Raw genomic sequence first — 13,343 nt, forward strand, 5'->3', positions numbered from 1 at the left:
ATGTCTGTGTGATGCGCGCATGATCCTGCTACCAGGCGAGGGACTGGCCGAATGAGAATGATCAAGGCAGTCCTTGTCCTGCTCCTGGCTGCAGCCGTAGCCATCCTTGTTGCCCGTATGATCTTCCCGTTGCCGTCGATCAAGGACAGGCCCGTCGAGACGGCCCTGCCGCCGGTCACCGAGGGCGCACTTGCCACGATGGTCGCGCAAGGCAGCGCCGAAAATCCCGGCAAGAGCGGCGTCGTGCCGATCGCCGCCGGTCACGACGCCATTGCCAGCCGGCTGTTCCTCGCCGGCATCGCTCAGCGTTCGATCGACGTGCAGTACTATATCTGGCACGACGACACCTCCGGCCGGCTGCTGCTCCGGGCGCTCTACGAGGCGTCAAAGCGCGGCGTCCGCATCAGGTTGCTGCTCGACGACAACGGCATTCCTGGCCTCGACCCGACAGTGGCAGCCCTCGACGCGCAGCCCAATTTCGACATCCGCCTGTTCAATCCCTCGATGATCCGCTCGCCCAAGCTGCTTGGCTATTCCTTCGACTTCTTCCGCATGAACCGGCGCATGCACAACAAGTCGTTCATCGTCGACGGCCTCGCCGCCATCGTCGGTGGGCGCAACATCGGCGACGAGTATTTCAAGGTCGGCGACGGCACCTATTATCTCGACCTTGACGTGCTGGGCGCCGGTGCCGTGGTCCAGGACACGTCGACGGCTTTCGACCTCTACTGGAACAGCGCGTCTGTGTTTGCCGCCGACAAGATCGTCGATCCGTCCGCCGGCACGCTGGAGGCGTTCGTCCAGGGCACCGACGAGGCTGCGAAGCGCCCTGCCGCAGCCGATTTCGTCCGGCCGGATGCGCCGGCCTACAACAGGTTGCGCAGCGGTGGGCTTGGCCTCGAATGGGTCGACGTCAAGCTGGTGGTCGACGACCCGATCAAGGGAGAAGGCAAGGCAAGCAAGGACCAGCTGATGATCAGCCGGCTTGCCCAGGTGGTCGGGCCGGTGCGGCAGGGCCTCGACCTGGTTTCCGCCTATTTCGTGCCGGGCAAACCTGGCGTCGACTACTTCGCCGATCTGGTGAAGGGCGGTGCCAAGGTGCGGATCCTGACCAATGCGCTCGAGACCACGGATGTTGCGATGGTCCATGCCGGCTATTCGAAATATCGCCGTGAGATGCTGGAAGACGGCATCGAGCTGTTCGAGCTCAAGCCGATGGCCGATGCCGTCCGGGGCGAAGAGGAACTCAACCTCACAGGTTCCTCCGGCTCCAGCCTGCACGCCAAGACCTTCGCCGCCGATGGCGACCGGGTCTTCATCGGCTCGTTCAATTTCGACCCGCGCTCGGCCCTGCTCAATTGCGAGATGGGCTTCCTGATCGGCAGCCCGACCATCGCCAAGGCGATGTCGCAAGGTTTTGATACCAAAGTCGCCGAGGGATCCTACAGGGTCTCGCTTGGCCCGGATGACGGCATGCAATGGTCGAAGAACGAACCCGGCAAGCCCGTTGTCACCGTCCACGACGAACCGAACGCCTCGGCGCTCAAACGGCTTATGGTGACGGTGTTCGGCTGGCTGCCGATCGAATGGCTTCTTTAGCAAGGACCGCATATGACGGAGAGGGGCCAGGCATGAGCAATCGGCAGGTGATCAGGTTGGTGCTGCTGGCCGCCGGTGTCGGCCTGCTCGCCGGCATATCAGCGGCGCTGACGCTGTGGCTGATGCAGCAGGTCAGCCATGCGGTCTGGTCGATCAGCGATGCCATCTGGTACATTCCGCTGGTGACTGTCGCCGGTGGTGCGCTGATCGGCCTGACCCGGCTGCACGGCCCCAGCCCCGACCTCGACCAGCAGATCGCCGAAGCGCAGGATCCGGTCCATCTGCACAGGCGCAAGGCACTGTTCATCGCGCTTGCGGCAATCGTCGCGGTCGGCTTCGGTGGCGCCATCGGGCCGGAGGCCGGGCTGCTGGCCGTGGTTGCCGAAATGACCGCGGCAATTGCCATCGTGCTTGGCCGCAGCCATGCCGACCAGCGTGTGATCGGCGAGGCAGGTGTCTCCGGCGCGCTCTCTGGCCTGTTCGGCTCGCCTCTTGGCGGAGCTGCCTACGCCGACGACAAGCCACAGGCACCGCGCGCCCTGCTCCTGCTCGCCGCCCTTTGCGGCCTGCTCGGCTTCCTGCTTGCCGGCCGTCTGCTGTTCGACGGCGGTCTGCACCGCCTCGCGCTGCCGGCCTATGCGCCTGCAGGCGACGGTACCGACCTGTTGATGGCAATCGTTCCGGCGATCCTCGGCGCCGCCGTCGGCATGGCCTTCCTGTTCCTGCATCCGATGCTCAAGCGCGCGGTCGAGATCCGCGCGCCCTGGCCCTTCTGGCAGCCGGTCATCGGCGGAGCCATGTTCGGCCTGCTCGCCATGGCGTTCCCGATCCTCAGGTTTTCAGGACACCATGAAATCGAGCCGATGCTGGCCTGGGCGGGCGGCGTCGGCATGGCCGCGTTGCTCCTACTTGGTGTGCTCAAGGTGCTGGCACTGAGCATCTGCCTGTCGACCGGCTGGCTCGGCGGGGCAATGTTCCCGCTCATTTTCGCCGGTGCCGCCGCAGGGGCGGCAGCGCTTGCCGTGATACCCGGCATGGAGGTGTCGGTGGCGATCGCGGCGGGCATGGGAGCCGCCACCGCGGCGGGCCTCGGCCGACCGATCGCGGCGGTGCTGATCATGCTGTTCATCGTCGACCCGGCGCTGTTCGGGCCGCTCTGCGTCGGCGCGCTGTTCGGCTATGCCGGCGGCATGCTGGCGCCGAAACCGGTGGCTCACTGACGCTGTCGCGTTCTATTCGTTTTCGTCGTCCGTGACGCGAAAGATGATCTGCTTGGCGACGGATGAGCACAGCACGACAAACAGGCCGATGCCGACCAGAGCGAAGAAGATGGTGAAGAGCTTGCCGAGTGCCGTGTGCGGCGCAAGATCGCCATAACCGACGGTAGCCAGCGTCATGACCGAGAAGTAGATCGCGTCCAGATAGCTCCAGCCTTCGATCCAGACGTAGACGACGGACGCAACGGCGACGAGTGTCGAGGTGACGACCAGCAGGGTGCGGACCTGCGGATCGGCGAACGCATCGCGCATGCCACGTGCAAGCGAGGTCAGATGCCATCCGGCGTGGTGCTTCTTGGGGTGTTGGTCCACCGCTTGCCTCCGCCCAAGCGGGCATCAAAGCAAGCCGGCCGGCTCCCGTCCAGTGCGTCGGCCGACTACAACAGCGCGTCCAGCCCGGCGAACAGCCGCGCGATACCAGCTTCCGTCGTGACGGTGCCGGGCGACAGGCGCAGGATGCGGCCACGGCAATCGGTGAAAACACCATTTTCGCGCAGGCCGTTGACGATCGTCGCCGTGTCGGTTTGCTCGGGCAGGCGCAGCATGATGCTGCCGCCGCGCCGCGTTTCGTCGCGCGGGCTGGCAAGCGTCAGGCCCATCTCGTCGGCCTTGGCGATGATCGCGGCGCCGAGCTTGCGGTTGTGCGCGAGCAGTGCTGTCTTGTCCTGCGCCGCGTGCCATTCCAGCGCCGGCACCGAGCCGATGCAGGCCAGTGCCGACGGCGTACCGTGGTCGAAGCGACGGGCATCCGGCGCATAGGCGAAGGCGTCGAGATCCCAGGAGAAGATGTTGTCCTGGCTGAACCAGCCGCGCAGTTCGGGCCGGCATTCCCTGAGCAAGGGCTCTGCGACATGGATGATGCCGGCGCCTGGCGTGCCGCAGAGCCATTTGAGGCTCGTCGACAGGGTAAAATCGACCGCCGGTGCGTCGACGTTGAACGGGATCAGCCCGACGCCCTGGGTGATGTCGACGCCGACGAGGCTGCCCATCTCTCGGCCATGGGCCACCAACCGGTCGAGGTCGCAGCGGTGCGAAGAAGTCGAGGTCACCTGCGTCAGGAGCGCCAGGCCGACGTCCGCGCCCCATGACGCGATGACGTCGTCGTCCTGCACCCAGCTTTCGCCGTCCCGCATTGGCACGGTATCGAGCGTGAAGCCGAAGCGCGGCGCAAGACCGGCGAGCAAGAAATGCAGGCTCGGAAAGCAGTCTGCCGTCACCAGCACGCGGCGACCGGCAAGATGAGGGGCTGAAAGCGCTCCGATCAGGCTGTAGAGCGCGGTGGTGACGTTCTCAGCCGAGGTCAGCGTTCCCTTCGGCGCTCCGATCAGATCGCTCCAGAGGTCGATGAAGCGCTGGCGCTTGCCGAGCGCCCGCATCCACTGACCGTCGTCGAAGGCGCCCCAGCTGGCGGCGAATTCGGACAACCCAGCCGTCATGGCTTCGGCCTTGCCGGGATACATGCCGATCGAATGGTAGAGGAAGTAGGCGGAGCCGTCTGGCGTTGTCATGGTGCGGATTTCCGTATTGCTTTCGCGGGCTCAGCGCGCCGTCATCTGGCGCTTGCCGCGTTCCTCGAGGAAGCTCACCAGCCTGACCAGCGGCAGCAGGAAGACGAGATAGAGTGCGGCAGCACCGATCAGCGGGGTCGGGTTGGCCATCAGCGCCTGTGCGTCCGTCGCCTGCTTCAACAGGTCGGGCATGGCGACGACCGAGGCGAGCGCCGTGTCCTTGAAGATCGAGACGCAGTTGCTGGTCAGCGGCGGGATGATGACACGCAGCGCCTGCGGCAGGATCACCGTGCGCATCGTCGTCCAGAAGCCGATGCCCAGCGCAGAGGCCGCCTCAAACTGGCCCTTCGGCACGTTTTCGATGCCGGCGCGGCAGACCTCCGCGGTAAACGCCGAGAGCACCAGCGACAGTGCCAGCGTCGCTGCGGTGAAAGACGAGAAGCGGATGCCGACGAAGGGCAGCGCGTAATAGATCAGGATCAGCAGCACCAGGATGGGCATCGCCCTGAGGAAATCGACATAAGCGATGGCGACGTAGCGCACCGGCTTCGGCCCGTAGAGCCGCATCAGGCAGACGAGCAGCCCGGCCGCGCCGCCGAAGACGATGCTGGCGACGCCGAGAAGAATGGTGTTGCCGACACCCCGCATGAGCATCGGAAAACTGCGGACCAGTATGTCCCAGTTGAAGAAGGTGGTGATCAGGTCCATGGCGAGGTCCGGGCGCGGGACGCCGCGGCCTTGGGGGGCCGCAGCGTCGTTTCAACGGTTTGCGGGTCGAGCCGTCGGCTCACTCGGCCTTGGGCAGCGGCATCGAGGTTGTCGTGCTGGTGCCCGCGTCCGGTTCGACGCCGAACCACTTCTTGTGGATCGCGGCCATCGTGCCGTCGGCCTTCATCGCCGAGACGGCGTCGTTGGCGGCGACGATGGCAGGATGGTCCTTGCGCGCCATCATGGCGAAGCGCTCGCCGGTCGGAATGCGCACCAGCACCTTGAAGCCCGGCGTCTTGGTCATGGCATACTGGAAGCCGGCGAGTTCACCGGCACCGCCATCGACGCGCTGGGCCTGGATGTCGAGCAGAAGGTCCTGCTGGGCGTTGTAGCTGCGTACTTCGGCGAGGCCGAGTTTCTCGGTGTTTTCCTTGGCCCAGGCTTCGCCCGTCGTGCCGGCGACGACGCCGATGACCTTGCCCTTCAGCCCGTCTAGGCCGGTGATGTCGGACGCTTCGCGGCCGATGACCGTGCCGTCGCCGTCATAATAGGGCTGGGTGAAGGACTGGTTCTGCAGGCGCTCGTTATTGACCGAGATCGATGACACGGCGAAGTCGATGCGGCCCGAGCTGGAGGCGGCGAAGAGCGCCTGGAAGCCCATGTCCTGGAATTCGACCGGACGCCCCAGGCGCTTGGCGACCTCTGTCGCGACATCGATCTCGAAACCCTCGAAGCTGCCGCTTTCGGTCTTGAACTCCCATGGCGGATTGGCCGGATAGGCGCCGACGACGAGCTTTTCCTGGGCGCTGGCCGGTGCCGAGAGCGCGAGGGCAAATGCCATGGCCATGCCGGCCGCTAGTTTAGAGAATGCCAATTTTCTTCCTCCCTTTGATCGATCGACGCTGACAGGCGATCCAGTCGCCAGTCACATGTCGCTGCTTCAAGCCTGTAAGTATGCATGGGCATATGGCGAGCGACGGGTTCTGTCCGCCGCCGGCACCACCGCACTTTCCGTGGCTGGCCATGTTGGCTGCCTCTGAATCTGGCGATCCGTGCTTTGCTTCGTTCGCGTACGAGGGTTTCGGGCAAGTGTTCCGTGTACGCCATCGTTGCCGATGCGCGAGCGCGAAATCTCGATCCTACCCTTGTGCCTCCTCCGTCCTCCACAGCAAGATATTTGCATTTGCATTTAAATTTGTCCAGATAGTTGTTCTCAGGGTGCCCGAGGTGACTCAGCGTTGATCCTGGTCGGCGATCGACGCGCCGACGCAAACGAAAACGGCCGCGGATCGTGTCGACGATCCACGGCCGCTTGAGTGCGGAGAGGGTAATGAGGTCAGGCGCGGCTGAGCGCCATCACGCCTGTTTCGGTGCCGGTCAACCGACGCGAACGACCGTCGGCGCCGACGACCATCTGGATGCGGCGTCGCTCCGACGAAAACAGCTTCGACGTCGACACGTCCACCGGCGGATTGAAGGCGACGGTGACACGCCAGAGATCCGGCTTGATCGTCTCCTCTAGGCCGATGACGCGTCCCTTCGCCGGGTTGCCGTTAAAGGTGCCCGACACCGTCTCGCCGACGGCGAAGGGGACGCCGCCCGGGGTCTCTTCGGCCCTGGTGTCCTTGGGACGCGCGGCCAGTGTGTTCCAGTCGCGCACGCCTTCCTGACGGGCGACGAGTTCAAGCGCCTTGGCGTGGCTGATGGCGATGCCTTCGCTGGCCAGCGCGTCGCGCAGCCTGCGGGCATTGGTTTTGTAGTCGGGACCTGTGGTCATGGTTTCGCTCCTTCGCGATGCGCGAACGGCGTGGTGAAAGTCGGGAGCCCGCATTGCCGCTTCGGCCGTCGCATCGACAGGGAAACGAAATTTATGAAGGGAAGCTTCACCGGGGCCTTGCGGCTGCGGGCGGCAGGGGCTCCCCGCCCTTGACCGCCCTCAGATAGGAAGTACAAGGCGCGCCGTCAATGAGGGCGCGGCCGGAGGCCGGAGGTCAGGCGGCCCCTGTTCAGGCGGCCCCTGTTCAGGCGGCTTTGTCCCACACTGGGGCCAGCCCGCCGGGACTGACGATGCGCCCGCCAGGTGTGGCCAGGGCATGGATCGCCGCCATCTCGTCCGCCGACAGGTCGAAATCGAAGATGGCGAAATTCTGGGGCAGGCGCGACAGCGTCGACGTCTTGGTCAGTGTCACGACGCTGTCCTGCTGCACCAGCCAGCGCAGCACCACCTGAGCTGCAGTCTTGCCGTGGCTGGCGCCGATCGCTTTCAGCACGGGATCGGAGATCACCTTGCCGTCGGCCATGGCGTAGTAGGCGGTGACCGACATGCCGGCCTTGCGCGCGGCTTGGAGCACCGCGGTCTGGTCAAGATAGGGGTGGTATTCGACCTGGTTGGTCACCAGCTTGGCGTCACTCAGCTTCACTGCCTCGGCCATCAGTGTGGTGTTGAAGTTGCTGACGCCGATATGGCGTACCTTGCCGGCCTTTTTCACCTCGTTCAGCACGCCGATCTGCTCGGCCAGCGGCACCGCGTCGTTCGGCCAATGCAGCAGCAGCAGGTCGACATTGTCGGTGCGGAGCTTCTTCAGGCTGTCGTCGACCGATCTGACGAAGGCATCGCGCTGGTACTTGTCGACCCAGACCTTGGTGGTCAGGAAGATGTCCGAACGTGCCACGCCCGAGGCGGCGATAGCCTGGCCGACTTCGGCCTCGTTGCCATAGATCTGGGCGGTGTCGATGTGGCGAAAGCCCTTGCGGATCGCTTCAGGCACCACTTCGAGGACTTCTGCGCCGGGCATGCGGAAGGTGCCGAAGCCCAGGGCAGGGATTGTCGCGCCATTGGCGGTAACGAATTTCATGATGTTCTCCTTGAGAGGAAATTGGGGGCGGTGGGAAATTCGGACGGATGGCTCCGCCCCTTAGGTAGGTCGGCACTGAAACCGGTCAATCAACTTAAGCCGGTTGGCACAGCGGTTCCTGGCGCCGGTCGAGCGCGCCACTCCATACCGTCAGCACGAAGGCACCGGCCACCAGCACAGCACCCACCCATGGCGTGGCGCCAAGGCCGAGCGGCGAGGCGACAACCAAGCCGCCGATCCAGGCGCCCAGTGCGATGCCGAGATTGAAAGAGGCGATGTTGAGCGCCGAGGCGACGTCGACGGCGCCCGGGCGATGCTCCTTGGCCAGTTGCACGACGTAGAGCTGCAGGCCCGGCACATTGGCAAAAGACAGGAAGCCGAGTGCTGCCAGCGTTGCCAGCGTCCACACGGGCGAAAGCGCGGTGAAGGAAAACAGCACCAGCACCATAGCCTGCAATGCAAACAGCACCGTCAGCGCCTTGACCGGGTTGCGGTCGGCGATGCGTCCACCGGCAATGTTGCCGATGGCGATGGCGAGACCGTAGAGCACCAGGATCAGGCTGACGCTCGAAGCCTGGAAGCCGGTGATCTGTTCGAGGATCGAGGCGAGATAGGTGAAGGTGACGAAGGTGCCGCCATAACCGAGCGCGGTCATCGCAAACACCAGCAGCAGCCGGCCGGAACCGAGCACGCGGACCTGGTCGAGCAGGCTGGACGGTGCGGCCTTGTTGAGGGTCGAGGGCAGCAGGGCAGCGATGGAGACGAAGGCGATGACGCCGAGCAGCGAGACGCCCCAGAAGGTGGCGCGCCAGCCGAAGGTCTGGCCGATGAAAGTGCCGAGCGGCACACCGGTGACGATCGCCACCGTCAGGCCCATGAACATCATGGCGATCGCCGAGGCGCGGCGGTTTTCCGGCACCAGATCGGCGGCAATGGTGGCGCCCACCGAGAAGAACACGCCATGGGCAAAGGCCGACAGCACGCGCGCGACAAGCAACAGCTCGTAGCTGGGGCTCAGCGCCGCTGCCGTGTTGCCGACGACGAACAGCGCCATCAGCCCGAGCAGCAGGGGCTTGCGTTCGATCCGGCCGGTAAGCGCCGTCAGCACTGGCGCGCCGAAAGTGACGCCCAGCGCGTAGACGCTGACGATCAGGCCGGCGAGCGGCAGAGTGATGTGAAGATCCTGGGCCACCGTCGGCAACAGCCCGACGATGACGAATTCGGTCGTGCCGATCGCATAGGCGGCGATGGTGAGCGCGAAGATGGCTAGGGGCATGTCGTGCACCGTTCCCGAGTTGAATGGGCGGCCTGCGCCGCGGTTGATCCGTGGGCTGCATATGGGGCAAGGGCACTTGCGCAATAATGCGCGATGATGGACGAATACTTGTGAATTTGATTCACAAGAGGCCAGTCATGGACAATCGCGCCGGTGAGATGGAGGTCTTCGTCCGGGCCGTCTCGCTGAAGAGCTTCTCCGCCGCCGGCCGGCAGCTCGGCCTGTCGCCTTCGGCGGTCAGCAAGCTGATCACGCGCATCGAGGACAGGCTGGGCACCCGCCTGGTCGTGCGTTCGACGCGGAGCCTGCAGCTCACCCCGGAAGGTGAAGTCTATCTCGAGCGCGCCGCCCGCATCCTCGGCGAGATCGAGGAGGCCGAACGTATCGTCGCCGGAGGCGCCAACGCGGTGCCGCGCGGCCTGCTCAGGGTCAGCGCCTCGGTCGCTTTCGGCGCCAGCCACGTCGTGCCCCACATCGCCGCGTTTCTGGCGCTTTATCCCGAGGTCGAACTCGACCTGTCGCTGACCGACAGCGTCATCGACCTCTACGAAGAGCGCGCCGACGTCGCGATCCGGTCCGGCAAGCTGCGCGATTCATCGCTGAAGGCGCGCAAGATTCTGGAAATCCGCCGCGTCGTCGTTGCCTCGCCTGCCTATCTGGAAAGGCATGGCGTGCCGGAAAGACCGGCCGATCTGGTTGGCCACAACTGCCTGCGCTTCAACTTCCTGCGCAACCGCGACGAATGGATGTTTCGCGACCCGGCAACCGGTGAGACCTTCGCACAGCGCATCGGCGGCAACCTGCTTGCCAATAACGGCCCAAGCCTGCGCCGGCTCTGCCTCGACGGCGTCGGCCTGATCCGCAGCGGCCGCTTCCAGGTCCAGGCCGACATCGACGCCGGCACGCTAGTGCCGGTGCTCGAAGCTTACAACCCCGAGGACATAGAGATGATCCACGCCGTCTTCGCCGGCCATGGTCACCTTGCCGCGCGCATCCGCGCTTTCATCGATTTCCTCGCCGATAAGTCGCGCACAGGCTAACGCCATTGTTTCGGCGGATAGGCGCACTACCTTCGTGAGGCGCGGTTGTTTCGCGCGGAAAATGTGCTGGTGGCGAAGATGGCGAGATCGAAACGGGCTCTGATGGTGGCGGGCATTCTGCTTGCCGGCGCAATGCAGGCGCATGCCATCGACCTGCCCGGCCAGCCCGACCAAAACCAGCTTGCCCGCGAAGGCCGCATCAACGAGCTGCAGATCCTGCAAAGCCGGCAGGGCCGCGCCGATTTCCAGGCCGAGCAGCAGCGGCTGCGTGAGCAGGACCGCCAGATCGTGATACCGCAGATGCAGCGGCCCGAGGTGCGCGTGATGAAGTCGAACTGCCAGATCGAGCTCTACGGCAACATCTATCGCCGCGTCTGCCGTTGAGCGACCGTCGCCCGTCAGCCCCCGAGCTACCGCGCTGCCACTTGCTCGGCCAGCACCCCGTCGAGCCTGTCGTATCCGGCCTCGACGCCCCTGGCCATGCCGATGGCGATCGCGCCGTCCCTGGCCTCGCGGGAGCTGTAGAGCACGGTGTTGACCGAAATGGTGCGGCCGTCCCTTTCGGTCAGCACCAGGGTCGAGCGCGCCTCGCCGTCGGTCCAGTCCATGTCGAACAGCTCGACGCTGACGATTCTTTCCGGCCGGGCGATCTCGCGATAGGTCCCGGTCATGCCCATGTCGCGGCCGTCGTCATGGCGCCAGACGAAGCGATACGTGCCGCCGACGCTGAGGTCGATCTCGCAGACGGCAAACGACCAGCCGTCGGGCCCGGTCATCCAGCGTTTCAGCAATGCGGGAATCGTCCAGCAGTCGAACACCAGCTCGCGCGGCGCGTCGAACACACGCGTCATGGCGATCTCACGGTCGCTCGGCGTCGTCACTTCCAGTCTGTGGCTCATCGTCGTTTCTTCTCCTCGCTTCCGCTTCAGGCTTTGCCCTGGTTCGCTTGCAGATCAGCGAGCAGCGCGTCGAGACGCTTGTAGTTGCCCTCCCAGACCTTTCGGTACTCGTCGAGCCAGCCGGTCACTTCTGCCAGCGCCTCGCCCTCGATGCGGCAAGGCCTGCGCTGGGCGTCGCGGCCGCGCGAGATCAGCCCGGCGCGCTCCAGCACCTTGAGATGTTTTGAAATCGCCGGCTGGCTCATGGCAAAGGGTTCGGCCAGCTCCATCACCGAAACCTCGCCCGTCATCAGTCGCGCCAGGATCGCCCGCCGTGTCGGATCGGCCAGTGCGGTAAAGGTCGCGTCAAGGCGTTCGGACGGGGTCATGGCGCTGCTCTCTCATTCTATAACTGAAAGGTTATATAGAATGAGAGAGCCCGTCAAGCTTGGCCGAGAAAAGGCAGGCGCAACGCTGACCTATCCCTCCCCTTTTTTGGGGAGGGATCCAGCGTGGGGGCCTCGTCGAGCACGTCCGTGCCGTGGGCTCTCAGCACAGGCGGCAGAAACGCGTCACGCCGCCTTGCGCGTCTTCTTGGCGTGAACGTTCTGGTTCATGCGGAACATGTTGTCGGGGTCGTATTTGCGCTTCACTTCGAGCAGCCTGGTGTAGTTGGCGCCATAAGCCGCCTCGACACGATCGGCCTCATCAGCCGGCATGAAGTTGATGTAGGCGGTGCCGACAGCCTGCGGCCGCGTCGCTTCATAGATGTTGCGGGCCCAGCCGATGCAGGCCTTGTCCATCGACGCTTCGCGCCAGCGCGCATGCACGTTCATGACGAAGTGCGAATTGCGCTGCGGAAATGCCGTCGCATCGGTCGCCACCCGCCCGGCAGCGCCGCCGACATGGCCGACGAAGATTTCGCATTCCGGCCCCGGCAAGGCACGGATCGCGCTGTCGAGCATGTCGATGGTGGTATCTTCCAGATCGATGAAGTCGTGGCTCTTCCAGTAGTTGCGCGCGCCGGGCGCAAGCAGCGGATCGAACGCCATCTGCCATCCGGCGAACGGGTTCGGCCCGACGACGTCGACGATTGGCTGGCCGATGCCGCGCAAGGCAGCGGTCGCCTTCTCGCCGGCCTCGAGCTCGCCGCACCAGCACATCGCCAGCACCAGCACCTCCTTGCCGTGCCATTGCGCCGGCAGGAACGGCAGCGGCGGCGCCTGCCGCATCACCGTCCAGCAGGTCAGCTCGTCGGGCGCGTCCTCGAGCGCTTCGCGATATTGCCGTAGCACCGACTTGGCCTCGTCGAACGGGTGCACGACCAGCCCCGACAGCACCTGCGGGCCGAGCTTATGCAGCTTGAACTCGAAGGCGGTGACGACGCCGAAATTGCCGCCGCCGCCGCGTATCGCCCAGAACAGGTCGGGATGCTCGGCCGTGCTTGCCCGCACCAGTTCGCCATCCGCAGTCACCACGTCGGCCGACAGCAGATTGTCGATGGTCAGGCCGAGCTTGCGTGTCGTCCAGCCGAAGCCGCCGCCCAGCGTCAGTCCTGAAATGCCCGTCGTCGAGTTGATGCCGGTCGGAACCGCAAGGCCGAACGCCTGCGTTTCCTTGTCGACGTCGGCGAGGATGGCACCCGGCTCGACCCAGGCTCGCCGTGCCACCCTGTCGACGCGAACCGACCTCATCTGCGACAGGTCGATCATCATGCCGCCGTCGCACACGGCGCTGCCGGCGATGTTGTGGCCGCCGCCGCGTACCGAGACGAGCAGCTTGTTGTCGCGCGCGAACTTGACTGCGGCGATAACGTCGCTGGCGCCGGCGCAGCGCACGACAAGGCCGGGGCGACGGTCGATCATGGCGTTCCAGACGGTACGCGCCTCGTCATAGCCGGCATCGCCGGCATTCAGCACTTGGCCGCGCAGGCTTGCTGCGAAAGCATCGAGGACAGGCGCGCTCACCGTCGCCAGCCCACCGTCAAGGGTCGTGAGGTTCAGGTCGTTCATGGAGCTTTCCTCCGCTCAGAGAAAAGGCCTCCTCATCCGCCGTGCCAGGCAATTCTGCGCCTGCGATCCGGCGGCAGCAAGGCAAGAGTGCCTATGTTGCGGGAATGTGATGGGCTTTGCCGGACGGCCGGCATCGGCCGCGCGCCTTGTGGCACGCGCGGCCCACCGATCTTTGGAAGGCAGGGTTCTA

Annotated in this window: 14 protein-coding genes; 4 read left to right on the forward strand and 10 right to left on the reverse strand. The window is 65.1% G+C overall.

All coding sequences use genetic code 11. From position 1 onward, the window contains the following. Positions 1-51 precede the first annotated feature (51 nt). Together N7E70_RS04060 and N7E70_RS04065 are read left to right on the forward strand one after the other, a co-directional pair. Positions 52-1,599, forward strand: a complete 1,548-nt coding sequence (locus tag N7E70_RS04060) for a phospholipase D family protein (protein WP_263005608.1) — start codon at positions 52-54, stop codon at positions 1,597-1,599. 32 nt (positions 1,600-1,631) lie between these two features. Beyond that, a complete protein-coding gene (locus tag N7E70_RS04065; protein ID WP_263005609.1) occupies positions 1,632-2,819 on the forward strand; it encodes a chloride channel protein in 1,188 nt (395 codons plus the stop codon). A 12-nt stretch (positions 2,820-2,831) separates the two neighbouring features. On the opposite strand, the gene N7E70_RS04070 is transcribed toward N7E70_RS04065, so the two are convergent. The 7 genes from N7E70_RS04070 to N7E70_RS04100 all read right to left on the reverse strand — a co-directional run bounded on the left by N7E70_RS04070 (position 2,832) and on the right by N7E70_RS04100 (position 9,223). Then, the gene (locus N7E70_RS04070; protein ID WP_067955894.1) at positions 2,832-3,188 is read right to left on the reverse strand and encodes a potassium channel family protein; all 357 of its coding nucleotides are present in this window, start codon (positions 3,186-3,188) and stop codon (positions 2,832-2,834) included. Between the two features lie 65 nt (positions 3,189-3,253). Beyond that, a complete protein-coding gene (locus N7E70_RS04075; protein WP_263005610.1) occupies positions 3,254-4,384 on the reverse strand; it encodes an aminotransferase class V-fold PLP-dependent enzyme in 1,131 nt (376 codons plus the stop codon). 30 nt (positions 4,385-4,414) lie between these two features. Then, entirely contained in the window at positions 4,415-5,092 is a 678-nt protein-coding gene (locus N7E70_RS04080; RefSeq protein ID WP_067955897.1) for an amino acid ABC transporter permease, read from the reverse strand. A gap of 79 nt (positions 5,093-5,171) precedes the next feature. Then, entirely contained in the window at positions 5,172-5,933 is a 762-nt protein-coding gene (locus N7E70_RS04085; protein ID WP_246670830.1) for an ABC transporter substrate-binding protein, read from the reverse strand. A 495-nt stretch (positions 5,934-6,428) separates the two neighbouring features. Continuing rightward, the gene (locus tag N7E70_RS04090; protein ID WP_067955901.1) at positions 6,429-6,869 is read right to left on the reverse strand and encodes a glyoxalase superfamily protein; all 441 of its coding nucleotides are present in this window, start codon (positions 6,867-6,869) and stop codon (positions 6,429-6,431) included. 244 nt (positions 6,870-7,113) lie between these two features. Further along, positions 7,114-7,947: an aldo/keto reductase gene (locus N7E70_RS04095; RefSeq protein ID WP_154386264.1), complete on the reverse strand. Its 834-nt coding sequence runs from the start codon at positions 7,945-7,947 to the stop codon at positions 7,114-7,116. A 94-nt stretch (positions 7,948-8,041) separates the two neighbouring features. Continuing rightward, positions 8,042-9,223, reverse strand: coding sequence for an MFS transporter (locus tag N7E70_RS04100; RefSeq protein WP_263005611.1), 1,182 nt, complete (start codon positions 9,221-9,223; stop codon positions 8,042-8,044). 137 nt (positions 9,224-9,360) lie between these two features. Between N7E70_RS04100 and N7E70_RS04105 the strand changes: the two genes are divergently transcribed. Together N7E70_RS04105 and N7E70_RS04110 are read left to right on the forward strand one after the other, a co-directional pair. Beyond that, positions 9,361-10,263, forward strand: coding sequence for a LysR family transcriptional regulator (locus N7E70_RS04105; protein ID WP_154386266.1), 903 nt, complete (start codon positions 9,361-9,363; stop codon positions 10,261-10,263). A 78-nt stretch (positions 10,264-10,341) separates the two neighbouring features. After that, the gene (locus N7E70_RS04110) at positions 10,342-10,647 is read left to right on the forward strand and encodes a hypothetical protein (RefSeq protein WP_246790364.1); all 306 of its coding nucleotides are present in this window, start codon (positions 10,342-10,344) and stop codon (positions 10,645-10,647) included. A 26-nt stretch (positions 10,648-10,673) separates the two neighbouring features. Here the strand turns inward: N7E70_RS04110 and N7E70_RS04115 are convergent, their stop codons facing one another. From N7E70_RS04115 to N7E70_RS04125, 3 genes are all read right to left on the reverse strand, one after another. Further along, positions 10,674-11,162, reverse strand: coding sequence for an SRPBCC family protein (locus N7E70_RS04115; RefSeq protein ID WP_067955911.1), 489 nt, complete (start codon positions 11,160-11,162; stop codon positions 10,674-10,676). A gap of 26 nt (positions 11,163-11,188) precedes the next feature. Beyond that, positions 11,189-11,530 carry an ArsR/SmtB family transcription factor gene (locus tag N7E70_RS04120; protein ID WP_067955913.1) on the reverse strand — a complete coding sequence of 114 codons (342 nt, stop codon included), beginning with the start codon at positions 11,528-11,530 and terminating at the stop codon, positions 11,189-11,191. Positions 11,531-11,713: 183 nt separating this feature from the next. After that, a complete protein-coding gene (locus tag N7E70_RS04125) occupies positions 11,714-13,153 on the reverse strand; it encodes an FAD-binding oxidoreductase (protein ID WP_067955915.1) in 1,440 nt (479 codons plus the stop codon). Positions 13,154-13,343 lie beyond the last annotated feature (190 nt).

This window comes from Aminobacter sp. NyZ550 (genome assembly GCF_025628925.2).
In the GTDB taxonomy this organism is placed as follows: Bacteria; Pseudomonadota; Alphaproteobacteria; order Rhizobiales; family Rhizobiaceae; genus Aminobacter; species Aminobacter ciceronei.